Raw genomic sequence first — 24,516 nt, forward strand, 5'->3', positions numbered from 1 at the left:
GGGGCGGACCCCGTATCAAAGGGCCGCAAAACAGTGCCGTCTTGTCGTTAATTTCGGGCTAACCAAGCCATTTGGACAAGTCCATGCACGCGCGCCGGGGGTTTGACCCGAATCCGGTTGAATAGGCACAGGCCATGGTGCGATGCGGCCCGTTCATCGCCGCCGGCCCGGTTAACGGCACCGATTGCTGGCTTAGTTGCTCTATACTATTATACGTAAATCAAGGGGATGGGCGGAATTTTGGGCGGATTTGGCGACGGCAATCGCGGCTTTCGCAATTGCTCGATACCAGTTCCAAAACTGAACCGTCGCACCTGCGCACCTGCGCACCGGCGTGCAGGGGCGCTGTCCTGGCGGTCGTCGGCGGCAATCGGACCAACCGGTGCGATTCGCTGCCACAGACACCGTGGCACGCAGATTGGCGTTCTGGGCGGTGGCGTATGCGGGCGGCGGTTCTGTCCGTTTCCGAGTTGGTTGAACTGGTTTGGATAAGGGGTCCTGCGTAGGACCCCGCTGACCCCAGACGACAAGGTTTTTCGCCATGACAGGTTGTTTGCCATGACAATGCGTGCCGCCATGCCCGACAGTCCCGGTGCGGGGTCTGGTGATTCCTGGGCGGTCGGTCTGGCCACTTATCGCCGGCCGGCAGGTTTGCTGCGGGTGATCGATCATGTCGCGCGCGCGGCCCGCTTTGCCGGGATCGATCCGCTGGTGATCGTGGTGGATAACGATGGCACCGATCCTGCGGTAGCGCAGGCGGCCGCGGATCAGGCGCGCCGTTTGGGCCTGCGGCTGGATTTTTCGGTGGAACAACGGCCCGGCATTGCCGCCGCGCGCAACGCGATCTTTGCGCGGGCGCAGCAGGCCGGGGTGCGCTTCATGGCCATGATCGATGATGATGAATGGCCGGCCGAAGGCTGGTTGCGGGCGCTGGCGACGGTGCAGGCCGAAAGCCAGGCCCATGTCGTAGGCGGGCCGGTACTGCCGGTGTTTCCCGCCACCAAGGCGGGTTTGCAGCGGATTGCCCGGTTCTGGTCGGTGCAACCGCAACAGCTGGCCGGGCGGACCTTTGTGTTCTGCACCTGCAATTTCCTGATCGATCTGGATGCGATCCGCGACCATCCGCGCCCGCTGTTCGATGATCGGTTCGGGCTGAGCGGTGGCGGCGATACGATCTTTTTCCGGTCGCTGTTCAATGCCGGGCATCCCATGGCCTGGGCCCCCGATGCGGTGGTGGAGGAGGAGGTGCCGCCACAGCGTGCGTCGGTCGCATGGATGCGCATGCGGCGGTTCCGGATCGGCAATCACGCAGTGAACTGGGAAATGATCGATTACGGCCGGCTGCGCCCCTTGCTCAAGACCTTGGCGCTGACCTTGCGCCTGCCGCTCTATCCGCTGCTGAATCGAGAGCCAGAGGCGCGGATCAGCGGATGGCTGTTCGAACTGGACAAAGTGATGGGGCGGTGGAACGCGCATCGCGGTGTGCTGCACATGGAATATGCCCGCGACGCCGCCGGCAATCGCCACGCCTGAGCGTCTGTTTCAAAAGCGCCACCCACCGCCCCGCACACCGATGCGCCGCGGAATCAAACAGGGCGCAGCATGCACGCCGCGCCCCGTCGATCATGGTAATTCAATCAGTGGTTACAGCAGTTTCCAGGTGATTGGCACGGTCACGGTGGTGGCACCGCCCGGGGGCGGCGGTACCTGGCCAGCGCGCTGCGGCAGCGCCACGGCTTCTTTGTCCAGCGTCGATGATCCCGACGGCGCCACCAGTTCGGTGCGTTCGATCGCGCCGCTGGCGCTGATGCTGATCTTGACCTTGGCGGTGCCTTCCTCGCCGCGCATTTGCGCGCTGCGTGGATAGGTCTGCTTGGCGGCAATCGCGCGGGCAACCGATTTGATCCAGTCGGCCGATTGTGCCGATGCCGTCGCCGGGGCCAGGGCGGCCAGGCCCAGGGCGATCGACAGGGCCATAGACTTGCGCATTGTGTCGTCCTTTTTTGCGATGGTGGGGTAGGCGGAGGGCAACCAGTCCGGGGAAAACGGGGAAGCGGGGATTGGCCATCAGGCTGAACAAGGTATGGCGACTGGCGGTTAGTTCGGCGCCAATCCCTGGCTACGTATTTGCGCGTGTGGTGGGCAATTGGCCGGTCACGGTCAGAATTCCGACCAGTCATCGCCGGCAGGTGCGCGGGCCACTGCCGCGTTGCCGTGGCGCGCGGCACCGTCAAACGTCGGCAGCGGGCGCCCAGCGGGTGTCGGCCGGACTGGCAGCGGCACCACCGCCGGTTCGTGGCGCGGCTGCGACAGGTATGACGCGCCGCCGGCCTGGGCCTGGGCCACATTGAACCGGTTCATCTGTTCCATCAGCCGCACGGTTTCCTCTGACAGGTTGCGCGTGCCGGCCGATGTCTGTTCGACCATCGCGGCGTTTTGCTGGGTAAACCGGTCCATCGAACTGACCATGTCGGATATTTCGGCGATGCCGGTGGCCTGGCGTTCGGCCGCTTCGGCAATTTCATCGACCAGGTTTGACACCGCGCTGACCTCACCCACGATCTGCCGCATCGCATCGCCGCTTGATTCGACCAGGCTGACCCCGCCGCCGATCTGGTCGGTGCTGGTGGAAATCAGCGTCTTGATGTCCTTCGCCGCCTCTGCGCTGCGCTGCGCCAGCGCGCGCACTTCGTTGGCGACGACGGCAAAGCCCCGGCCCGAATCGCCGGCGCGCGCCGCCTCTACCCCGGCGTTCAGCGCCAGCAGGTTGGTCTGAAACGCGATGCCGTCGATCACGTTGACGATTTCCGACATTTCGCGCGCCGATCCTTCGATCGATCGCATCGCTTCGACCGCGCGGCGCGCGATATCCTCAACACTGCCGGCGGTGCTGCGCGCCACGCCCAGCCGGCTGCTGGTCTGGCGCGCGTTATCGGCGGTGATGCGCACCGTGCCGGTAAATGTGCCCAACGTGCGCGCGGTTTCGGCAATCGATGAGGCCTGCTGTTCGCTGCGCAACGACAGGTCGTTGGCGGCGGCGGCGATTTCCATCGTGCCGGTCTGGATGGTGGTGCATCCATCGACGATCTTGGCCAGCACGGCGGACAATTCGCCCACCGCGGTGTTGTAATCGACATGCAGCTTGGCCAGCGCGCCCTGGCCATTTTCGGGCACGCGGTGGCTCAGATCGCCGGCCGCCAGTGCGGCCAGGCCGCCGCCGATCGCGGCGATGGTGATCTGCGTTTCGTCACTTCGCGCTTTTTCGGCGGCGGCGCGGTCGCCATCGGCGCGCACCAGGTCCTTGAACCGGTCGAGCGCGGCGGCCAGCGCGCCGATTTCGTCACTGCGCCCCAGGCCTGGCAGATGCACCGCCATGTCGCCCGCCACCAGCCGCCCGACCGCATCGCGCATCTGCGCCAATGGCCGCGCGATATTGACCATCAGCACGCCCATCAGCCCGATCGCCGCGCACAGCGCGCCGACGATGGCGCCGATCAGCACCGTGCGCGCAGAGGCGTAGATCTGGGTGGAGCGGTTCGACACATCGGCCACCGCCTTTCCATCCTGGTCGATCATCGCCAGCACGCTGTCTTCCATCGCGTAAAACTGGTCGAGGCCCGGGCCCTGGAATTGCGCGCGCGCTGCCGGATCTCCATGCCGGGCCGCGGCGGCCATCGTGGTGTTCTGCGCGGTATAGGCGGTCCAGCCCGCACGCAGCTGGTCCAGCGCGGTCTTTTGCTTGTCATCGGCGTGCTTGCCATAATCATCGAGCAGGCCGTTGATGACCAGTTCGGCATTGCGCACCAGTTTTTCGGTGCGGTCCGACGGGGTTTCCACCAGATCGCCCTGCTTGATGCGGTATTGCGACAGATAGGCATGGATATCGCCCAGCGATTGCGCCGCAGGCAGCCAGCGGCTGCGCAATTCGCCCGACAGCGCATCGACCTCGCCCATCTTTTGCACGGCAAACAGCCCCATCACCGCCATGATCGCCAGCAGCAGGGAAAACGCGGTCAGCAATTTGGCGGAAATGTTGAAACGGACCATGATGGCTCCAGCAACAGGGCAGACACCGGGCATCCGGCGGCGATACACGCCAAATTAACGCTGAACCGCTGGAATAGCGTAAGCCCGTGCCTCGGTATTCGCGCGCAAGGGGCGGTTAACGCGGGTGCCGTTCGGGCTTGGCAGGGCGGCCCTTGCTGCGGCACCATCGCGCGATGATGATCACCCGATTCGCTGTCGCCCAATTCGCCATCGCACTGTGGTGCGCCGCTTTCGCCCTGTCCGCTGGTCCCGCCGCGGCCGCCCCGGTGCGCGCCAGCCATGGCGCCGCCGTGCACAAACCCGCCGCGGCCCCCGATCCTGCGCCGATCCCGCTGGCCGATACCGTGCGCGTGGCGCTGGTGACCACGATTGGCACGATCGAGGTCGATCTGGATGGCAAACATGCGCCCATAACGACCGCCAATTTCCTGCACTATGTTGATACCAAACGGTTTGACGGCATCACCTTTTACCGGGCGATGCACCTGGCCTGGGGGGATCAGCCCAATGGGCTGGTGCAGGGCGGCCTGCGCGACCCGCGCCGCCTGTTCCCGCCGATTGCACACGAACCGACCAGTGCGACCGGGCTGTCGCACAAGGCCGGATCGCTTTCGATGGCGCGCAATGCACCCGGAACTGCCACCGCCGATTTTTCGATCCTGCTGTCCGATATGAGCGGGCTGGATGCCGATCCCACGGCCACCGACCCCGATTTGCAGGTCGGCTATGCGGTGTTTGGCCACGTCGTGTCGGGCATGGATGTCGCGCGCAAGATCTGGGATGCGCCGATGTCCCCCACGCTGGGTGATGGCGTGATGCGCGGGCAGATGCTGGCCGACCCGGTCAAAGTGCTGACGGTGCGGCGCGAACCCTTGCCCAGCGACGCCAAGGGCTGATTGTGACCCGATGGCACCCGTTTGCCGCATGAGCGGTGCGCGCGGGCAGCATGGCCATGGTCTGCCGCCAGAAACCTGCTAGTCGCGTGGCCATGTCAAACACTCACAAGCTTAGCGGTACGGTCAACGTTGACGGGCTTCCCTATGATTGGGAACTGCGCCGAGAGCCGCAATGGGGCGATTTTGAAGGCTGGCGGGGCATGGCGGTGGCCTTGCGCCAGCAGGACACCCAGCGCGAAGCCGTGCTGGAATTTCCCCCGCCCAAACGCCTGATAAAGGGACTGCAACGCGGCCGCCTGCAGATCAGCGATGCCATCGTGGCGCGCGGCATTCGCGCCGCGCTGCTGGCCGGGTGGGACCCGGAATCGCGCGGCAAACCGATGGTGTTCACCGTCGACGCAGACGGCAACTGATGAGCGTGGCGCCAAAACCGTGGGACGGCGAACAAGTCCGCACATGGCTGGAATCCCGCATCGCTGCGGCGCGGCTGGATCAGGCCGCAGCGGACCAGCGCGGATATTCAGCACAGGACGATTATGACAAGGCCGCCGCCGAGGAATGGGTCTGCCGCGCCGTGACCGCCGCCGCCAAGCACGACCAGGCCGCCTTTGCCGATCGCCTGAAACACTTGCTGGCGCAGGATGAATACCCGGTCACCGGCATTTATGATGACCGGCGTTTCGAACGCGAGGTCCGCGCCTGTTTGCGAAAACTGGCCGGGATGACCAAGGCCAACACCGGGTTTGACAACACCCTGCGTTATCAGTGAACGAAAAGCCCCTCCCCTTCAGGGGAGGGGTTGGGGTGGGGGCTATCCCCCAGCGCCGAGCTTTGTTGAGAGCCCCCACCCCCGGCCCCTCCCCTGAAGGGGAGGGGGGCAGTGCCCGCAATATAACAACTTCGGATCAAGCATTTACGTGGAAACTTCGCAGGATCAATCGTCCTCGACAAACGCCACACTGCCCTGGTCAATCAGCGCAGCGATCAGCGCCAGCCCGTCTGCCGATCCCGCCCAGTGCGGATCAACCACCAGCTCGCTGCCGGCGCACAGTTGTTCGGCCAGCCCGGCCAGCGCGCCCGCGCAATCAAAGTCCTGCCCATCCACAAACAGCCGGTTGCCATCCGGCAGCCGCATAAAGGCAAAGCGGCTGGCCGGGTTGCGCGCCAGCGGCACCGCTTGCGCCAGGCTGTCGCGCAGCGTCGCCGCGTCGATTGGCGCATCTGGGCGCCAGTCGCCATCGTATTTGGGCTGGCTGTTGTGCGCGCCAAACCAGCGGGCAAACGCGTCGCGGTCGGCCAACGCGCTGGTCACCAGCGCGTGCAGGCGGTCGATCGCCACCGCGGTGATTTCGCCCGGCGCAGCCTGCCGCGCCAGATCGGGGTCGGCATAGCGGTCCTCGTCCACCATGTGTTCGGTCTGGTGATCGCAAAAACCTTCGACCAGTTCGGCGCGCGATGGCGCGCGAAACCCGATCGAATAGGTCATGCAATCATCGCCTACCGCCACGCCATCATGCGCAAAGCACGGTGGCACATACAAAATATCGCCGGGGTTCAGCACCCATTCGTCACTCGCCTCAAAATCCGCGATCAGCCGCAGATCATCGTGCGGCAGCAGTGGCGTCTGCGCATCGCACACCGGCCCCACCCGCCAGCGCCGCTGGCCCAGCCCCTGCACCAGAAACACATCATACTGGTCAAAATGCGGCCCCACACCCCCGCCGTGGCTGGCATAGCTGACCATCACATCATCGATCCGCCAGTCGGGCACAAACCGGAATGGCTCCATCAACGCCGCCACATCGGGCACCTGGTGGTCCACCGCCTGCACCAGCAAAGTCCACGGCCCGGCGCCCAATTCCCCAAACCGGCTTTCGCCAAACGGCCCGCTTTCCATCACCCGCCGTGCATCATCACCAATCACCAGCCGCGCTTCGACATCGTCATCACAGGCCAGCCCGGCCAGTTCATCGGGCTCCAGCGGATTGCGCCAGGCGGCCCACGGATTGCGGATCAGCAGGGGGCGTTTCTGCCAATGGTGGCACAGGAAATGGTCGATGTCGAAATGGGCGAGGTGCATGGTCAGGCAATGGGCCTGCGGGGCGGTGGTGTCAAAGCGATGCGCGGCGGCGTCCTGGTCGACAGGAACCGGCAAGGCCGCACTATTGCTAAATCCTGATTTACTACCCGTTCATTAATTCTGATTGTTTTTTATTAACATTTTAAAGCGCACGATCGATGTCAGACCCGATATCAAAAATAATGCGAGTTAAAATGATCCGGGCAAATATAGCCCCTCAAAAAATCTGGAAATTGTCTTGCAGCTGGTTAAAATTATGGCCCTGCCAATTGTTCTGGCAACATCTGTCGTAATTTCAGCGCCGGTGATGGCGGCTACGGCGTCATCCAGCTTTCCGGTCACGGCGTCGCTTGGCACGGCTTGTTCGTTAAGCGCGACGGCCATGAATTTCGGAAAAATTGGCGTCGCCGGTGCCGGCACATCGCAAACCAGCAGCGACAGTGCCATCACCGTGACCTGCACAAACGGTGGCAGCTATTCGGTTTCGCTTGACGGTGGGCAGAATGCGGTCGCGGCGCAGCGCAATATCAAAAACGGCGATCACACCCTCAGCTATGATTTGTACCAGGATATTGCGCGCGGCACGGTCTGGACCGCGGTTGCCGCGCCGGTTACCGGTACGGGTATCGCAACCGCACAGATCATTCCTGTTTATGGCCGCATCGCCGCCGGTCAGTCTTATTCGGCCGCCCACGGCACTGACTATACCGACACGGTGGTCGTCACGCTGACCTATTGATACGAAGTCGCGCAAAGCGCGACTCATACCTCCCGCCCCGCTTCCCGCGACGAAGAGCACGAAAACGTCCGGGGGACGTTTTCGCTGAGGAGCCGACCACCAACGATACCAGTAGGTTATGGTGGTCCGGTGGGGAGGCGGGGCGGGAGGTATGAGTTCACGTCAGTGAACTTTGATATGGGGCCGGAGGACGCCCCCGCCGCTTGAAAACGGCGCGTGCCCGGTGCGAATGGCATGATCGCCAGCCTGTATTCCGGCGCGATCGGCGGCTTGGCAACGGTGGCGCACGCAAGCGCGGTTTGATCCATAACCTGCTGCGGGGTTGAGCGCCGGGCATCGGCCCGATGCGGTTTTGCGATGTGCGCGTGCGGGGCCTGCTTGTCCTCGTCGGGATCATGCGCTGCGATGCTGGCGGTTATCGGGCAATTTCGCCGGATCGGCGCGGCCGTGGCAAAGGGCCGGATGATCCGCCGTGCTGCCCGCGCGCGCGCGGATTGCCGGCATGCCGCGGTGACTGAGCAGATGCGCGGCCGCTTTGCGCGAGGTGTCCGATGCATTTGAATGCGCCGATAATCGGCGCTTTCGGTGGCCGTGACCGCTTTATTTATCGGTCGATCTCGCCGATATGAGTGAATCATCTTAAATCAAGAAATAAAAAATTTTCTCATACCAATCCATTTTATGACCAAAATTCAATATTATTTTTGACATTCCGAAAAATAAAACTATTTGGTCGGCCTCGGTGGGCGGAGAGCTAGCCGGAATTGATTTTTGATTAGTCGTATGACGATAAAAATACTCTCCAAAGTCGATAGATAATTTAATCTCGGATGAATTACGGCGATTAATAAAACCCCCAACCAAAATGGATAATAATTTGCAAATTTCCAAAATCGTTTTCGCGCCAATTTTTCTGGCCGCATTTGGCATCATTGCGCAACCTGCGATGGCGGCTACGACCTCGACCAGCTTTCCGGTCAATGCATCGATCGACACCGCCTGTTCGTTGAGCGCGACCGCCATGAATTTTGGCCAAGTCGGCACCGCTGGCGTTGCCACCATGCAGACCAATAGCACCAGCGCCATTACTGTTACTTGCACCAACGGTGGCAGCTATTCGGTTTCGCTGGATGGCGGCCAGAATGGTGTTGCTGCGCAGCGCAATATCAAAAGTGGCCTGAACACGCTGAACTATGATTTGTACAAGGATGCCGCGCGCGGCACCGTTTGGACCAACGTTACAGCGCCGGTTGTCGGCACAGGTATCGCGACGGCCCAGATCATTCCGATTTACGGCCGTATTGCTGCCGGTCAGCCGTATTCATCGGGCAATGGCACCGACTTTACCGACACTGTCGTTGTTACGCTGACGTATTGAATCCGGCATGGGTGCCCTTTCCCTTTTAAAACTGGTCGCGCTTGGCGCGGCCGTTGCCGGAGGTCTTCCGGCGGGCACCCTGACCATCTCGCCCGTCAGCGTGGTGCTGGCGCGCGGGCAAACGTCGGCCATGGTTAAAGTCGCGAATTCGCGGTCCAACCCGATCGTGATGCAGGCGCAGATCTTTCGCTGGACCCAGGACGGCGACAAGGACGCGCTGACGGCGACATCCGATGTGATCCTGTCGCCGCCGATGGCCACCATACCGGGCGGGGCAGAGCAGGTCTTGCGCCTGCTGATGCGGCCAGGCAAACCCGCCGACGCCGCCATAGAGCGGCATTATCGCATGCTGTTGGGAGAGATCCCGGCCGCCGGCGCCAGCCCTGGTGACCTGAGTTTTGCGATGCGCGTGTCGATTCCGGTGTTTGTAACGCCCGACCAGCCGATCGTTCCGGCTTTGGAATGGCGCGCTGTCCGTGGCCAGGGCGACCAGATCGTGCTGACCGTGGTAAACACCGGGTCCGCCTATGACCGGATCATTGCGCTGAGCGTTGCGATGCCGGGCGGCGCGGCTGTCGCCGCGGTCCCGCTTGGCACCAACACCTATATCCTGCCCGGCGCGCGGCGCCGGTGGACCGTTGACGGCAAGATCACCAATGCCACGGTCAATCTGACGGTTGTCGTGCGCGCAGGGCGGTCAACCATGAGTTTGCCGATCGAATCTTGAAACCGGCCGCGGCGATCGTTTGTGCCGTTTCGATCATTGTCCAGCCTTTGCCGGCGTTTGGTGCGGATGCCGCCGAGGTGTTCGGGCTGACTTTGAACGGGCGCGTGACCGGCCTGGTTGGCGAATTTCAGCGCTGCGATGGTCAACCGTGCGCCACGGCGGCGGACATGACTGCGCTTGGCTTCGTTGTGCCAGACGATCTGGCAAAGGCGCACACGCTGATCCCGCTGTCCGCCCTGCCTGGTGTGCGGGTGCGGATCGCCGCAGCCGAACAGGTGATCTATGTCGAAGCGGACAATGCCGCGTTGCTGACCACCGTAATCCGTGGTGATGCGCAAGCCCCGCTGGCCCCGCTTTCACCGACAAGCTTTGGCGCGGTGCTGGATTATGACATCCTGGCGAACCGTTCGAATGCCGGAACCAGCGTTGCGGGCCTGTTGGACCTGCACCTGTTTGGCCCGTTTGGCAGCTTTGATACCGTGGCGAATGTCACTGCGGTCGCCATTTCCGGGCACAGCGGTGTGGTGCACCGGCTTGGCACCACATATACCTTTACCGACCCGGACAAGCTGTTCAGATTGCGGGTGGGCGATGTTGTCACGGGTGCATTGTCGTGGAACCGGGCGATCCGCCTTGGCGGGATCCAGTTCAGCCGCGATTTCAATCTTCGGCCCGATCTGGTTACTTATCCGCTGCCGTCGTTTGCCGCATCGACGGTTGTGCCCGCAACGGTCAACCTGATCGCCAACGGGGTGCAACAGTCGAGCACGGCCATTCAGCCGGGCCCATTCGCGGTGCATATGCTGCCGGTGATCACCGGTGCCGGCGATGTTTCGCTGGCCATCCAGGACACGCTTGGCCGGCAGACGGTGCTGACAGTGCCCATTTATGTCAGCAGCGCGCTGTTGCGCCCCGGGCTGACCAATTTTTCGCTGGCGGCGGGCCTGGTTCGCGATGGCTATGGCACAAACACGGACCACTATGCCGGGTGGGCGGGCAACGCATCGGTTCAGCATGGTCTGACCGACTGGCTTACCATCGAAGCACACGGCGAAGCCAGCGACGGTCTTGGCCAGATCGGCCTGGGTGCGACCATTCGCATCGGTGCACTGGGCATCGCCAATGTTGCGTTATCAGGCTCTGTCGGCAACCGCCTGGTCACCGCCGGTCGCCGATCGGGCGAATTGGCGGTCATCGGTTTCCAGCGGATCTCCCGCCGGATAAATTTCAGTGCAAATGCCACGTTTGAAACGGTGGGATATCGCGATATTGCAGCGGTCAGGGGCTTTGCCCTGCCAAAATCGACCGTGAATATCAGCGCCGGATACCGGACCAATAATTGGGGCCTGTTCGGAATTTCCTATATCGCGCAAAATCAGTATGGCATCGCCCCAAACATGCCTGACGCAGGATTGCCGTTGCCAATCGGAAATTCGCAATATCGTATCATCAATGCCAGCTATAACGTTTATATTCGAAAACTCGGATCGTTCCGCCTGGGGGCATACCGGGACATTTCCCGCCATGGTGGCTATGGTTTCAGCGGCGGATTGAGTGTCTTTTTTGGAAAGTCCGGGATTTCAGCCGCGCTGGATGGTTCCTATGACGGCGGCCAATCGTCCAGTTCGGCCAGTCTTGGCAAAACCGCGATCGCACCCGGTGACCTCGGCTACACGATCCGCGCCACCGAAGGCGGCATCAGCCGGCACAGCGCGGAATTCGATCATTACGGCCAATGGGGGCACGTAACCGCGGGAATTGAACAGTCGTCGGCAGGTGTGCTGGGCCAGGTGGGTGTGCGCGGCGCGCTGAGCCTGATTGGTGGTTCGGTGTTTGCCAGCAACCATATCGACGACAGTTTTGCGTTGGTGCGTACCGGGCATATCGGCAATATCCCGATCCAGTATGAAAACCGGCCGATTGGCAAAACCAATGCGGATGGACTGCTGATCGTGCCTGCGCTGATGTCATATCAAAACAACCGCCTGTCACTCGATCCGTCGCGGTTGCCACCCGACATTGTGGTTGGCCAGGCGTTCACGATCGTGCGGCCGCGAGATGGTTCGGGCGTCATTGTCGATTTTGCCGTTACGAAAGTGCATGCTGCGGTCATTGTTTTGCACGACAGCACCGGCAAGCCCATTCCCATCGGATCGCTGGTTACGGTCGACGGCGCGCCAGACCAGACCGTTGGTTATGATGGTGAGGCCTATCTAAATGATTTAAAACCCGAAAATCGGATAAAGATCACGCGGCCGGACGGATCGCGCTGCCTGGCCGAGGTCACGTACAAACCGGTGCCCGGGGATATCCCGACAATCGGACCCGTGCCGTGTCTGTAAGATCATTCCGCACCCGATGCGGTGGATGTGCCGCCGCATTGATGCTGGTTCTGGCGATGCCGCAACCGGCCATGGCGTCGTCGAGCCCGGGTATCGTCTGCACGATTGCGGCCACTGCATTGATGTTTGGCGCCTATATTCCCTACCGCACCAATTCGACAGATTCCACGGCCACGATCAAAGTGATCTGCACGACGTCGGATACGGTTGTTGGCCAAGTTTCGGGCAGCATCGCTTTGGTCGGGGCATCGCCCGCAACGGATCGCCATCTCATCGGCAATCAATCCGATCTCAGGTTTCAGCTGTATCTTGATCCGACAAGAACGCGGATCTGGGGCAACGGGATGGATCAGGGCAGCAGTGTGCCGATTTCAGGCGTGGTTGGCGTGAATGCGCCCTATCGGCAGACTATCACCGTCTATGGACGCATCCCGCCGATGGCCGTGGCCGCCGTGGCCGCCCAATATTTTGACACAATTACAGCGGTCCTGGATTATTGACGCCCGCGATCAACCGCGCCGATTGCCGCCACGATCCCAGCCTCAACCTGCGCGTGGTCATCCTCGTCCAGGCAATAGGGGGGCATGACATAGACGGTGTTGCCCAGCGGCCGCAGCAGCAGATCGGCTTCGCGGAAATGGGCGAGCAGGCGGGGGGCGAGGGTGGACAGGTAGCCGTTGTCGGGGACGGCCAGGTCGATCGCGGCGATGGTACCGCAGGTGCGCGGGTTGGTGACGCCGGGCAGGGTGGCCAGGCGGGCGACCATTGCTGTTTGGCGCGCGGCCAGGGCGGCGATGCGGGTGCGGACGGGTTCGTCCTGCCAGATCGCGATATTGGCGGCGGCGGCGGCGCAGGCGATGGGGTTGGCGGTGAAGCTGGACGAATGGAAGAATGTTTTGGCGCGGTCGGTGGAAAGGTGCGCGGCATAGATCGGCTCGGTCGCCATGGTCACCGCCAGCGGCATTGATCCGCCGGTCAGGCCTTTGGCCAGGCACAGGATATCGGGCACCACGCCGGCCTGTTCGCACGCCAGCAACGTGCCGGTGCGGCCCCAGCCGGTCATTACTTCGTCCGCGATCAGCAGCACGCCGTGCGCACGGCAGATTTGCGCCATCCGGGTCAGCACCTGCGCCGGGTAAAACAGCATGCCGCCCGCGCCCAGCACCAGCGGTTCGACAATCAGCGCCGCCGGGCGTCTGTCGCGGCACAAGGTTTCCAGCGCGGTCAGCGTGTTGTCACCATCGCCCAGCGGAAACGGCACGGTATCGACATCGAACAGCAGCGGCGCATAGGCGGCGTTGAACACGCCGCGTTCGCCGACCGACATCGTGCCGATGGTATCGCCGTGATAGCTGTGCTCCATCACCACCACGCCGCTGCGGCTGGTGCCAGTATGGGCATGAAACCCCAGTGCCATTTTCAGCGCCACTTCGACAGCGGTGGATCCGCTGTCGGAAAAGAACACGCGGGTCAGCTCTGCCGGCATCAGCGCGCGCAGACCCGCCGCCACGGCCTCGGCCGGGGCGTGGGTCCAGCCGGCAAAGATCACCTGGTCCAGCCGGCTGGCCTGATCGCGGATCGCGGCGATGATGCGCGGGTGGTTGTGGCCGTGCGTGGTGACCCACCAGCTGGAAATGCCGTCGATCACGCGGCGGCCATCCTGGGTATACAGCGCGGCGCCCTCGGCCCGGTCAACCTGCGGGATCGGTTCGTTCAGCCCGTGCTGGGTAAACGGGTGCCAGATCGCGCTCATGCAAAATCCGCCAGATCGAAATGGGCGGCGAATGCGGCGGCCAGCGGCGCGGGCGCCAGCACCGGCAGCCGGGGCAGGCGGCCCAGCCGGCGGGTCCCGCCCATTGTGGCAATCGTCGCCTCATTATCGGGATTGGCATCGCCGACAAAGGCCACGCCGTGCACGGTCACGCCGCGCGCGCGCAGCGCCTCGATCGTCAGCAGGGTGTGGTTGATCGTGCCAAGGCCGGTGCGCGCAACCACGATCACCGGCAGCGCCCAGGTGGCAAACACATCGGCATAGGTCACGTCGCGGGTCACCGGCACCAGCACGCCGCCCGCCCCTTCGACCACCAGCGGGCGGTGTTGTGGCAGTTCCAGCCGCGCGGGATCGATCGTCAAACCATCCAGCTCGGCGGCGCGGTGCGGGGACAGCGGCTGGGTCAGGCGATAGGTTTCGGGCAATATGTGGCTTGCCGCAATCCCGCTCAGCCGCGCCACGGTATCGGCATCGGCGCCGTCCTCCAGCCCCGATTGCACCGGTTTCCAGTAATGCGCATCCAGCGCCCCGGCCAGCGCAGCGGCAAACACCGTCTTGCCAATGCCGGTGTCGGTGCCGGTCACCACGTATGCAGTCATTTGGGGGCAGTCATGCGGGTATTGTCTCCATTGCCACGGCCAGCGCCTGTGCCAGCGCGGCGATATCGTCCGGCCCCACATTCAGCGTGATCGAAATGCGCAGGCGCGCGGTACCCGGCGGCACGGTCGGCGGGCGAATGCCGCGCACGTCAAACCCGGCGGCCTGCAACGATGCGGCCACGCGCATCGCCCGTGCGTTGTCGCCCAGCATGACCGGCAGGATCTGCGTGCCTGTAGCGGTCGCGCCCAGCGGGGCCAGCAACGCTTCGGCCTGCGCGATCAACGCGGCCAGCGTGGCGCGGCGGTGGGGTTCGTCGGTGCAGATGGCGATCGCTTCACGCACGGCGGCGGCCATCAGCGGCGATGGCGCGGTGGAAAAAATGAACGGGCGCGCGCGGTTGACCAGAAAATCGCGCATCACTGCGGGCCCGCAGATCAACGCGCCCTCTGCCCCCAGCGCCTTGCCGCACGTGCGCAGCGCCACGGTATCGGCGCGCCCGTCCAGCGACGCTGCCAGCCCGCGCCCGTGCGGCCCGAACACCCCGGTGGCATGCGCCTCATCAATCAGCATGATCGCATCGTACCGTTCGGCAATCGCCACCAGATCCGCCAGCGGCGCGCGATCGCCATCCATCGAATAGAGCGTTTCAAACGCCAGCCAGATCCGCCCACGCTGCCCTGCGTTACGCCCCGCTCCACGCCACTGCGCACAGGCATCGGCAAAGGCCGTGGCATCGTTGTGCGGCACGCCGATCGCGGTCGCGCGGGTCAGCCGCAGTCCTTCGTGCATCGATGCGTGGATCAACTCGTCATGCACCACCAGGTCGCCCGACTGTGGCAGCGTCGCCAGCAGCGCGACATTGGCGGCATAGCCCGATGACAGGAACAGCGCGGATTCGCTGCCGCACCAGGCTGCTGCTTCGGCCTCCAGCGCCTCATGTTCGGGGTCGTTGCCGCGCAACAGCCGCGATCCGCCCGATCCCGCGGGCACGCCACGCGCCAGTGCCGCGGCGACCGCATTGCGCAACCGTGGCGCGCCGGACAGCGCGAGGTAATCGTTGGAGGCAAAATCCGCCCCGCGCCGCGGCACCAGCGCACGCAAGCGGCGGTCGTTTGCCAGCCGGGTCAGATCATCACAGTGCGCCTGCCACAGCGGTTTGGCGCCCGTCACGCCACCGCTGCGCAGGGTGCCGCCGCCTTGATCGCGCGCAGCGGTTCTTCACCCTCCATCGGCTTCAGGCCCAGCCGGGCGAACATCGCCGCATCCTTGTCATCGCCGGCATTGGCGGCGGTCAGCAGCTTGTCCCCGGTAAAGATCGAATTGGCGCCGGCCAGGAAACACAGGCTTTGCGTCGCGTCGCTCATCGCCTCACGCCCGGCCGACAGCCGCACCATCGACAGCGGCATGGTGATGCGCGCCACTGCGACCGTGCGCACGAATTCGATATCGTCGATCTTGGCCAGCGGCGTATCGGCCAGCATATCGCCCAGCACCGTGCCCTTGATCGGCACCAGCGCGTTGACCGGCACCGATTCGGGGTGATGGTCCAGCGTCGCCAGCGCGTGGATGAAACCCACACGGTCGCTGCGCGTTTCGCCCATGCCGACAATCCCGCCCGAACAGACATTGATGCCCGCCGCGCGCACGCGGTCGAGCGTATCGATGCGCTCTCCGAACGTGCGGGTGGTGATCACCTCGCCATAGCGTTCCGGCGAGGTATCGATGTTGTGGTTGTAATAATCGAGCCCGGCGTGGGCCAGTTGCGCGGCCTGGGCATCGGTCAGCATGCCCAGTGTCATGCAGGTTTCCATGCCCATGTCGCGCACGCCTTTGACCATGGCGATGATCGCGGGCATGTCGCGATCCTTTGGATTGCGCCAGGCTGCGCCCATGCAGAACCGCTTTGATCCGGCATCGCGCGCCTGCGCGGCGGATTGCAGGACGGATTGCACTTCCATCAGCTTGGTCGCCTCCACCCCGCTGTCGGCCTTCACCGATTGCGAACAGTATCCGCAATCTTCGGGGCAGCCGCCGGTCTTGATCGACAGCAGCGTGCACAGTTGCACTTCGCCCGCGCGGTGGTGTGTGCGGTGGACCTCTGCCGCGCGGAACACCAGTTCGGTAAACGGCAGATCAAACAGGGCGGCGATTTCCGCACGGGTCCAGTCGGTGCGCACCGGGGCGGTGAGGGTGTCGGCGGCATCTGCAAACATGCGAAGTGTCCTTTGCACAGCAATCCGGCGAAAGCGCGGCGCCACTGCCACGTCTCCCGCCTTTTTCTTTTGCCCTTAGCACTGCGGCACAATCTGCAAACCGGTTTTTGTGATGGCGTACAGCGGCTTTCACCCGCAAACCATTGCCAGCGGCGGGCCCGGCGATCGGCGATGCCCCTTGGTGTGGTTGCCGGCACTTATCGCTGCGCGCGGTGGCGGCTGCTCTCCTGGCGATTCGACGCCAATGCCGGCCGTTCGGGAAACGGCACGACCGTATCGGTGGGGGCACCCGTGTCATGATCGCAGGGCGGCGGCCCGGCCGCATTCCACACCAGCCCGGTGGCCGATTCTTGCGGGTCCAGCCGGCGATAGAAATTGCCGTTGATCTGCGTTTGCGCGATCAGTTCGGCGCGAAACGCCTGGTACAGGTCCATGTCGGGTGCGCTGCGCTCCGCCTCGGTCCAGAACCGGTCCAGCCGGCCCTGGTGCGTCAGCCCGGGCATGTCGAAAATTGCCTGGCCCAGCGTCTTGGTCGGGCGGCCGGCGCCGATCGCGGCCAGCCCGGCGGTGCTGTTGATCACCACTGCGCCGCGACAGTGCGGCAGGATCGTCGGCATATGCTGATCATGGCAATAGATCACGCGCCCGCCGCACCCGGCAGCCTGTGCGGTGTGGCGGATCAAGTGCGCATAATCGCAATAGCCGCGATCCATCGGGTGGTGTTTGAACACCAGCAGCGCATCGCCGGGCGCCGCGCGCGCAAACGAAATGATCGTCATCACGATAAACCCCGGCACCCCGCGCACATCGGCATGATCGTGAACCTGCGCATCGTTGTGCACCTGCAACGGCGCCAGAAAGAACCGCCGCGACCAGGCGCCGGTCAGTCGTGCGGTCAGGCCGCGTTCGGCAATGCGATACCACACCTTGCGCCACGGGGACCGCAGCCAGGGCAGCGCGTGCAACAGCGTCAGCGGGCGGTGGTGGCAATAATGCGGGAACAGCGCGCGGGTCAGCGCACCGGCCGTGAAATACAGGAAACCCCACAGCGCCATCGGCCAGAACGATCGCGGCATCGGGCGGATGGTCACCGAGCGGCGCGGCAACGCCCGGTATTCCGCCGGATCGCAGCGGCGCTGGCTGTTGCCGTTGACCCCGTGGCGTTCCAGCGTGATGAAATCGGGGCGCATATAGCCTTCTTCAAACACGCCGACCGGTACCCCCAGCCGCGATGCCACGGCCAGCACGGGGCGGTGAATCGGGCGGCAATCACCAAACAGGAACACCACATCGATGCCCCAATCGGCAATGCGCGCCGCCAGCCAGGCCGGCCATTCCGCCATGGTGCCGCGATACGCGGTGCCGCCGCGGTCAAACAGCCAATCACCGCCGTTGAAATTGATCTTGTGAACGCGTGCGCCAACCCCCGCCAGATCGCGCGCAAACCGCGCAAAAAACGGCCCCACCGGCCCCTGCAGCAGCAGCACGTTGGCCCCGGCATAGGCGGCGATCCCGTCGGCGATCATGCGCATGTCCCCCATCGCTTGGCGCTTCTGCTTACAGCCAGGCGCCGCCCGCGCGCGGGCGGGTTGGGGTCATTCCGGTTCAATCGCGCAAGCCCGGCCCCAGCCAGGCCCACGCCAGCACGCCGGCCTTGCGCCCCTGCCGCCGCCAGAAACCGCGGGCGTGGCGATCATGCGCGGGGCTGGCGCGCAATCGATCGCGTTCGGACGCGATCGCCGCCAGCGCCGATTCCGCTGCGACAAACGCAGCCTTTGCGGGGTCCCAGTAATGCGGATAAAGCAGCAGCGTCGCCGCCACCAACTCGTCCAGCGTCAGCCGCCGCCCGCGCCGCCGGTGTGCCGGATGATCGCCCGCGCAATCGTGCGTCAGCCCCCACCCGGCATAGAACGGCATGCCGTGGGTGACCACCGGCACCCCGCGCAACAGCGCATCAAACCCGGCGAGCGAGGTCATCGTGTGCAGCTCATCCGCATGGGCCAGACAGGCCAGGATCGACGCGCCGGTTTCAACATGGTCGGCCAGCCCGTGGGTGGCGCGCGCCGCCAGTGCCCCGCGCCGGTTGCCGGCCATCACATCGGGGTGCGGTTTGTACACCACGAACGCATCGGGCCGCGCCGCACGCACCGCCACCAGCAGCGCGTGATTGGTGCGCACGCCAGCGGCGGCGCACCCCAGCGCGATCGATGCATCGGTTTCGACCTGGCCGGGTACCAACACCACCTGGCGGCCATGCGATCGCCAATGCGGCGGCGCGGGGTTTTCGATGTTGTATTTGGTCAACCCGCGCGTGACGATGATCGCGCGCAGCCGCGCGGCACGGTCGCACAGTGCGGCATCGAATGCCGTCTGCGCCAACAGCTGTTCCAGCCGCGATGGCCGGGTCGCGTCGAAATAGATGCCGCAGGGGTCGAACACCAGCGAACGCGGGGGTATCAGGTCGGAACCCAGCCCGACCGAACGGATGAACCCGTCTTCCACCCGCACCAGCGTCGCGCCACTGTGCGCGATCAGCGCGGGCAACCCGGCGGGCGTGCCCGCGCCCCAGACGATCACACGGTCATCCGCACCGGGGCCGTGCGCCTGTGCCCCGGCCACATCGCGCACAAACCGCAATGTGCCACCCTGCGCGCGCAGCATCGGGCGCAGGTTCCATGCCCGCCATCGGCGAAAGCCGATGACGATCGTCCGGGGTGCGTCGGTTTGTGACGGCACGGCGGTCATGGCAGAATCTGGTCCAGCCAGGGTCCGACGCGCGCAAAATGGTCGTCCCACGTCGGCGCGCGGTACTGCGCCATGGCCGCGATCTGCCGCGCGCGATCAGGTCCGTCGGTGCGGAACGCGCACACCGCCGCCAGCCAGGCGGGGGCGTCGATGGGGTCGATCAGCATGGGGATGCCGGCACCGATTTCGCGAAACACCGGCAGATTGCTGGCGATCACCGGCGTGCCCAATTGCAGTGCCTCAATCACCGGCAACCCGAATCCTTCTGCGAATGACGGCATCAACAGCGCGCGCGCGCCGGCAATCAGCCCGGCCAGCGTGGCATCGTCGGCACCGCCAATTTCGACGACATGCGCGGCCAGCGCCGGATCGCGGTCGATTATCGCCAGCGCCGCGCCGGCCTCCCACCCGCGCTGCCCGGCCACGATCAGCAGCGGCGTGGCCGGGCCAAAAATCTGCGCCAGCCGTTGCCAGACCTGCAACAGCATCAGATGGTTTTTGCGCCCCTCGATCGTGCCCACCGTCACAAACCACGGCCGTACGGGCGGCTGGTGGAGCGCAGGCGCGTGTGCCGCCACTCCGCCGATCCAGGCCGGCAGCCGGGGCGGCAATGGCAGTGCGTGTGCGGTGGCAAAGGCATCCAGTTCGGCCAGCGTCGCGGCCGAATTGGCGATGATCGCCGCGCCCGCGGTCAGCGCATGACGGATGCGGCGTTCATGGCGCCGCGCGCCCCCTGCGCGGCACAGCGCGGGATGGGTAATCGGGATCAGATCGTGCAGCACAAATACCGCGCGCAAACGCCGCGCGATGATCCAGCGCGGCAACGCCGGCTGATCCAGCCCGGTGTGCCCCACATTGAAATAGCGCGCGCCGGCCAGGTCGCGCGCGCCTGCGCCCAGCGCGCCGACGGCAATCGCGGGCAACATCGCCACAAATTGCCGGCGAAACCCCGGACCACCATGGGCAATCAGATCGAACAGCCGCGCCGATTGGCGGGGTGACAGCACGCGCACGTGCCCGCGCCATTGCAGCACGGCGCGGGCGTGGCCACCAAACCGGTCGAGATAGGCCAGGCACACCCGGTCGATCCCGGTCGGCAATCGCCCCGCCCAGCGCCGCCAGACCAGCCGGCTGACATCGAGCAGTGTGACCGGCAGCAGCGTGTCCGGCGGGGCGAGGTCGGGTCGCATTCCATCGGATTTGGAGCAGGGCGCGCTTACAATTTCGTCAGGCATGCGATCATACCTTGATGGCGCGGACGGGCATGGACCGGGGTTTAGGTCAGGTCAGGGTCCGCATGAACCGCAATCGCAACGAGCATGGACGCAATCCGGATCAGTGCCGGGCAGCGGGTCAAGCAGGGGGAGTGTCGCCACATGCTGGCCGAAGAGGGTGAGGTGCCGACCATTCGCGCAACAATCCTGCCCGTGGCCGCCGCATCCGCCGCATCCGCCGCATCCGCCGCCCTCCGCGCGGCGGATCTGGGCCGGATCGTGCTGTTCGCACCCAACGCTGCGCGCACCGCGGCGGAACCTCCCGCGCGACCGCCCGCCGAACGCCCCGTCGCCGAACCTGCGCCCGCGCCCGCGCCTGATCACGCGCCACTTCACCATCCGCGCGCCTTCACGCTGGCCGCGATGGCCACGGTCACCCGCGCCGGGCAAATCGCCACCACGCTGGCCACGTCTGGCGCGGACGAGCGGTTTTGTGACCATATCGCCCGCGCCGATGCCGCGCGCGATTGTGGTGACTGGGGCGTGGCAGAGGTGGAATATGCCGCGGCGCTGCGCCGGTTCCCGCTGCATTGGGGCTATTGCATCCAATATGCCCACACGATCAAGGAACAGGGGCGGTTCGCCCACGCCGAAATCTGGTACCGCAGCGCGGTGGCGCTGGCCGCACCGGCCGATGCGGTGGACGAACATCTGGCATTTGTGTGCCGTGGCAGCAGGGTCGCGTATCAACCGCGCGGTGTGCCCGATCTGGCTGTGCCGCCGCTGCTGGCGCCACCCACCTGGCACGATATCGCGACGCTGGCGCGGCTGGCCCAGGTGCCGCACTGTGCCGGGGATGATCAGGCGCTGATGCTGTTGCGCAGTGCGGCAGACAACCGCGCGGTGCTGCGCGACCTGCTGGGGCGGCACGATTTCGCGCGCGCCAATCGCGATTTTCTCAACGTCGTGGCGGGCTGATATGACCACACTGCTTCCGCCGGTTTCCATCGTGGTCAACACCTATAACCGCGGTGCCTGGCTCGATGACGCCTTGCGCGGGCTGGCCGGGCTCGATTACCCGGAATTTGAGGTGATCGTGGTCAATGGCCCATCCACCGACAACAGCGCCGCGGTCATCGCGCGCTGGGGCGATGCGATCAAGGCGCTTAGCTGCGATGTGGCCAATCTGGCGGTGTCACGCAATGTGGGCATTGCCGCCGCCAGCGGCGCGGTCGTCGCGTTTATCGATGATGATGCGGTGCCGCACCCGCAATGGTTGCGGCGGCTGGCCACGCGCTATGCCGATGCCGATATCGGCGCGGTCGGCGGCTATACCATCGACAACACCGGCACGCAGTGGCAGGTGCGCAAAACGCTGTGCGACCGGTTTGGCAATGCGCACAATGTCACCGATTATTTCGACGAACGGCCGTTGAACCGGCCTGGCACGCCGTTCTACCCCAGCCTGCTGGGCACCAATTGTTCGTTCCGCGCAAGCGCGCTGCGCGGGATTGGCGGGTTTGACCACCGCTTTGCCTATCTGCTGGATGAAACCGATGTGTGCCTGCGGTTGGTCGATGCCGGCTGGCAGGTGCATTACGAACCGCGCGCGCTGGTCTATCACCAGTTTGCCGCCAGCCATATCCGGTCGGGCGACCGCGTGGCGCGCACGCTGTACCCGTCGGCCGTATCGAAAAGCTATTTCATCATGCGCCATGGCAGCGCGGCCGATGCGGTGGCCGCCGGGCACGAACTGGAACAGTTTCGCCGCCAGATTGCCGAAACCAACCTGCGCATGGAACAGGCAGGCGATATTACCCACGAACACCGCCATTCGCTTGATGAAGACCTGGTCCAGGGCATTGCCCGGGGGCAGGAACTGGCGCGCGAATATGGTGCGCGGCAGCGCGGCGATCTGGCGACGGTGGCGCCCCCGCCGCTGCACCCGTTCCCCCGCGCCCCAGCGCGCCGGATCGCGCTGGTCAGCCAGGGGTGGCCGCCGCACGATCATGGCGGCATCGCCCGCTGGACCGCGCTGCTGGCAAGGGGGCTGGCCGCGCGCGGGCACCATGTCCATGTCATCACGCGCGCGCCCGCTGGCCACGAAACGGTGCGCTTTTCCGACGGCATCTGGCTGCACCGGCTGATCCCCGATGACGATGCCGCCGATGCCGTGGCCGAATGCCATGCGCTGCCGCCCGCCCACGCCGCCTGGGCGGCGCGCGTGTGGAGAGAGGCGCAATTCCTGAAATCGTTCGGCCTGGAAATCGTGTCGTTTCCGATCTGGGATTTGGAGGCTGTGCCCCTGCTGAATGATCCCGATCTGGCGACGGTGATCAGCCTGCACACGACCTATGCCATGGCCCGGCCGTTCAAACCCGAATGGACCGAACGCCCGATTTTTGGGGCTGCGGTGGTGGACAAGGTCATCGCCGCCGAATGTGCCGCACTGGCCCGCGCACCACACCTGCTGGCCAACAGCGCGGCCGTGGTCGATGCGATCGAACACACGTATGGCCTGTCAGTGGCCGACCGCGCCACCGTGGTCCCGCACGGCACCCCCGATCCGCTGATCACCCGCGATGTCGCCGCCGCCGCGCGCGAAGCGGAAATGCTGAACGGCGCCCCGATCGAAGTGCTGTTCGTCGGCCGGTTTGAACCGCGCAAAGGCTTTGATATCGCGGTGCAGGTCGCCGCCGGCCTGCTCGATCTGCCGGGGATGACCATGCGGCTGGTCGGCGGCGTGCTGGATGATGCGGCACGCGATCACGTGCGGCGGCTGGGCGCGGGCGCCATCCTGAATGATCCGCGCATCCGCTTTGCCCCCAGGCTGCTCGATCGCGACGCGCTGGATGATGCCTATGTCGCGGCGGATGTGGTGCTGATGCCCAGCCGGTTTGAATCGTTCGGCCTGGTGGCGATTGAGGCGATGGCCGCGCGCCGGCCACTGCTTGCGCTCGAAGCCGGTGCCTCACGCGAAGTGGCCCGCCCCGAATATGGCGCCCGCGCGTTCCCCGATGGCCCCGATGTGGTCGCGGCCATCCTGGCCGAGCTGATGGCCCTGGCCGCCGACCGTCCCGAACTGCGCCGCCGCGGCGAACAGGCACGCGCCGCCTGGGCCGCGCATTTCACCCTGACCGCCATGATCGACGGCGTCGAACGCTTCTTCACCGCCGTACCGCTGCCCGCACACCTGTCCGAACACCTGCGCAAACAAGGCCCAGACGCATGACCATCGCCCCCGACTGGCTGCACGATGCCGTCGCGCTGGTAACCGGCCACGACCTGCCCCCCGACGCCGCCACCGAGCTCGCCGAAATGCTCTGCGTCGAACCCGAAGTCCTGCCCTGGCTGATGCTCCGCGCCAACGCCTTCGCCGATTACCCCGATCTGGACGCGGCCATACGCTCCCAAGCGTCCCGCACCCCCCACCCCGCCACCCGCCGCCCCCCCGCGCTGCAATCGGCCGGCGCGACCCTGGCGGCGCAGCGGATGGCCGACGACGCCCTGCGCCAGATCGTCGCCGAAAACTGCGCCGCGCAGGAATTGGGTGATGAAACCCACGGCCTGCTGCATGCCTGCAACCGGGCGATGGCGGGATTGCCGGGATATGATTTTGCCAGCCACATTGGTCGGGGCGCCGAGCCCGACCACCAACGATACCATTAGGCTATGGTGTTCCGGCGCGCGATGCGGGGTGGGAGGTATGCGTCGCGCTTGCCCCGGCTTGATACTATACCAGTTATCGGTTGTTTCGACTCGTC

General features: G+C 65.0%; 24 protein-coding genes. 12 read left to right on the forward strand and 12 right to left on the reverse strand.

The features are described from left to right. Window positions 1-558: 558 nt before the first annotated feature. Window positions 559-1,533: a glycosyltransferase family 2 protein gene (locus ABWP89_RS04970; RefSeq protein WP_353227656.1), complete on the forward strand. Its 975-nt coding sequence runs from the start codon at window positions 559-561 to the stop codon at window positions 1,531-1,533. A gap of 111 nt (window positions 1,534-1,644) precedes the next feature. Here the strand turns inward: ABWP89_RS04970 and ABWP89_RS04975 are convergent, their stop codons facing one another. Then, a complete protein-coding gene (locus ABWP89_RS04975) occupies window positions 1,645-1,989 on the reverse strand; it encodes an energy transducer TonB (protein WP_353227658.1) in 345 nt (114 codons plus the stop codon). Window positions 1,990-2,160: 171 nt separating this feature from the next. After that, window positions 2,161-4,047: a methyl-accepting chemotaxis protein gene (locus ABWP89_RS04980; RefSeq protein WP_353227659.1), complete on the reverse strand. Its 1,887-nt coding sequence runs from the start codon at window positions 4,045-4,047 to the stop codon at window positions 2,161-2,163. A 173-nt stretch (window positions 4,048-4,220) separates the two neighbouring features. Here ABWP89_RS04980 and ABWP89_RS04985 point away from each other — a divergent pair, with 173 nt between their 5' ends. The 3 genes from ABWP89_RS04985 to ABWP89_RS04995 all read left to right on the forward strand — a co-directional run bounded on the left by ABWP89_RS04985 (window position 4,221) and on the right by ABWP89_RS04995 (window position 5,712). Next, window positions 4,221-4,943, forward strand: coding sequence for a peptidylprolyl isomerase (locus tag ABWP89_RS04985; protein ID WP_502915234.1), 723 nt, complete (start codon window positions 4,221-4,223; stop codon window positions 4,941-4,943). Window positions 4,944-5,035: 92 nt separating this feature from the next. Continuing rightward, entirely contained in the window at window positions 5,036-5,356 is a 321-nt protein-coding gene (locus tag ABWP89_RS04990; protein ID WP_353227662.1) for a hypothetical protein, read from the forward strand. Further along, window positions 5,356-5,712, forward strand: a complete 357-nt coding sequence (locus ABWP89_RS04995; protein ID WP_353227663.1) for a hypothetical protein — start codon at window positions 5,356-5,358, stop codon at window positions 5,710-5,712. Before ABWP89_RS04990 ends, ABWP89_RS04995 begins: the two co-directional genes overlap by 1 nt. A gap of 165 nt (window positions 5,713-5,877) precedes the next feature. Here the strand turns inward: ABWP89_RS04995 and ABWP89_RS05000 are convergent, their stop codons facing one another. Then, complete coding sequence (locus ABWP89_RS05000; protein ID WP_353227775.1) at window positions 5,878-7,023, reverse strand: JmjC domain-containing protein; 1,146 nt, start codon at window positions 7,021-7,023, stop codon at window positions 5,878-5,880. A 189-nt stretch (window positions 7,024-7,212) separates the two neighbouring features. Beyond that, on the reverse strand, window positions 7,213-7,470 hold the full coding sequence (locus tag ABWP89_RS05005; protein WP_353227786.1) for a hypothetical protein: 258 nt from the start codon (window positions 7,468-7,470) through the stop codon (window positions 7,213-7,215). Here ABWP89_RS05005 and ABWP89_RS05010 point away from each other — a divergent pair. Next, window positions 7,406-7,762 (forward strand): Csu type fimbrial protein, encoded by a 357-nt coding sequence (locus ABWP89_RS05010; RefSeq protein WP_353227664.1) that lies wholly within the window; start codon window positions 7,406-7,408, stop codon window positions 7,760-7,762. The genes ABWP89_RS05005 and ABWP89_RS05010 overlap by 65 nt on opposite strands. A gap of 639 nt (window positions 7,763-8,401) precedes the next feature. Here the strand turns inward: ABWP89_RS05010 and ABWP89_RS05015 are convergent. Next, on the reverse strand, window positions 8,402-8,785 hold the full coding sequence (locus ABWP89_RS05015) for a hypothetical protein (RefSeq protein ID WP_353227665.1): 384 nt from the start codon (window positions 8,783-8,785) through the stop codon (window positions 8,402-8,404). Between ABWP89_RS05015 and ABWP89_RS05020 the strand changes: the two genes are divergently transcribed. The 4 genes from ABWP89_RS05020 to ABWP89_RS05035 are packed head-to-tail and all read left to right on the forward strand — an operon-like array spanning window position 8,769 to window position 12,709. Continuing rightward, a complete protein-coding gene (locus ABWP89_RS05020) occupies window positions 8,769-9,140 on the forward strand; it encodes a Csu type fimbrial protein (protein ID WP_353227667.1) in 372 nt (123 codons plus the stop codon). The genes ABWP89_RS05015 and ABWP89_RS05020 overlap by 17 nt on opposite strands. 7 nt (window positions 9,141-9,147) lie before the next feature. Next, complete coding sequence (locus ABWP89_RS05025; protein WP_353227669.1) at window positions 9,148-9,867, forward strand: fimbrial biogenesis chaperone; 720 nt, start codon at window positions 9,148-9,150, stop codon at window positions 9,865-9,867. After that, on the forward strand, window positions 9,864-12,209 hold the full coding sequence (locus tag ABWP89_RS05030; RefSeq protein WP_353227670.1) for a fimbria/pilus outer membrane usher protein: 2,346 nt from the start codon (window positions 9,864-9,866) through the stop codon (window positions 12,207-12,209). Before ABWP89_RS05025 ends, ABWP89_RS05030 begins: the two co-directional genes overlap by 4 nt. A gap of 41 nt (window positions 12,210-12,250) precedes the next feature. Beyond that, window positions 12,251-12,709 carry a spore coat protein U domain-containing protein gene (locus ABWP89_RS05035; protein ID WP_353227777.1) on the forward strand — a complete coding sequence of 153 codons (459 nt, stop codon included), beginning with the start codon at window positions 12,251-12,253 and terminating at the stop codon, window positions 12,707-12,709. Here the strand turns inward: ABWP89_RS05035 and ABWP89_RS05040 are convergent. The 7 genes from ABWP89_RS05040 to ABWP89_RS05070 form a co-directional block, all read right to left on the reverse strand. Further along, window positions 12,703-13,962 carry an adenosylmethionine--8-amino-7-oxononanoate transaminase gene (locus tag ABWP89_RS05040; protein WP_353227671.1) on the reverse strand — a complete coding sequence of 420 codons (1,260 nt, stop codon included), beginning with the start codon at window positions 13,960-13,962 and terminating at the stop codon, window positions 12,703-12,705. The two genes, ABWP89_RS05035 and ABWP89_RS05040, sit on opposite strands and share 7 nt — an antisense overlap. Next, complete coding sequence (gene bioD / locus ABWP89_RS05045; protein WP_353227672.1) at window positions 13,959-14,579, reverse strand: dethiobiotin synthase; 621 nt, start codon at window positions 14,577-14,579, stop codon at window positions 13,959-13,961. The genes ABWP89_RS05040 and bioD overlap by 4 nt, the downstream gene beginning before the upstream one ends. A 10-nt stretch (window positions 14,580-14,589) precedes the next feature. Then, a complete protein-coding gene (locus ABWP89_RS05050; RefSeq protein WP_502915235.1) occupies window positions 14,590-15,750 on the reverse strand; it encodes an 8-amino-7-oxononanoate synthase in 1,161 nt (386 codons plus the stop codon). Continuing rightward, complete coding sequence (gene bioB / locus ABWP89_RS05055; RefSeq protein ID WP_353227673.1) at window positions 15,747-16,793, reverse strand: biotin synthase BioB; 1,047 nt, start codon at window positions 16,791-16,793, stop codon at window positions 15,747-15,749. Before bioB ends, ABWP89_RS05050 begins: the two co-directional genes overlap by 4 nt. Before the next feature lie 197 nt (window positions 16,794-16,990). Further along, window positions 16,991-18,325, reverse strand: a complete 1,335-nt coding sequence (locus ABWP89_RS05060) for a capsule polysaccharide biogenesis protein (RefSeq protein WP_353227674.1) — start codon at window positions 18,323-18,325, stop codon at window positions 16,991-16,993. A gap of 73 nt (window positions 18,326-18,398) precedes the next feature. Beyond that, on the reverse strand, window positions 18,399-19,538 hold the full coding sequence (locus ABWP89_RS05065) for a capsular polysaccharide export protein, LipB/KpsS family (protein WP_353227675.1): 1,140 nt from the start codon (window positions 19,536-19,538) through the stop codon (window positions 18,399-18,401). Next, entirely contained in the window at window positions 19,535-20,773 is a 1,239-nt protein-coding gene (locus tag ABWP89_RS05070) for a glycosyltransferase family 4 protein (protein ID WP_353227676.1), read from the reverse strand. The genes ABWP89_RS05065 and ABWP89_RS05070 overlap by 4 nt, the downstream gene beginning before the upstream one ends. Before the next feature lie 84 nt (window positions 20,774-20,857). On the opposite strand from ABWP89_RS05070, the gene ABWP89_RS05075 reads away from it, so the two are divergent. The 3 genes from ABWP89_RS05075 to ABWP89_RS05085 are packed head-to-tail and all read left to right on the forward strand — an operon-like array spanning window position 20,858 to window position 24,421. Then, the gene (locus ABWP89_RS05075; RefSeq protein WP_353227677.1) at window positions 20,858-21,730 is read left to right on the forward strand and encodes a hypothetical protein; all 873 of its coding nucleotides are present in this window, start codon (window positions 20,858-20,860) and stop codon (window positions 21,728-21,730) included. A 1-nt stretch (window position 21,731) separates the two neighbouring features. Beyond that, the gene (locus tag ABWP89_RS05080; RefSeq protein WP_353227678.1) at window positions 21,732-23,984 is read left to right on the forward strand and encodes a glycosyltransferase; all 2,253 of its coding nucleotides are present in this window, start codon (window positions 21,732-21,734) and stop codon (window positions 23,982-23,984) included. After that, entirely contained in the window at window positions 23,981-24,421 is a 441-nt protein-coding gene (locus tag ABWP89_RS05085) for a hypothetical protein (protein ID WP_353227680.1), read from the forward strand. The genes ABWP89_RS05080 and ABWP89_RS05085 overlap by 4 nt, the downstream gene beginning before the upstream one ends. Window positions 24,422-24,516: the final 95 nt, after the last annotated feature.

The organism is Novosphingobium sp. (assembly GCF_040398825.1).
Classification (GTDB): Bacteria; Pseudomonadota; Alphaproteobacteria; order Sphingomonadales; family Sphingomonadaceae; genus Novosphingobium.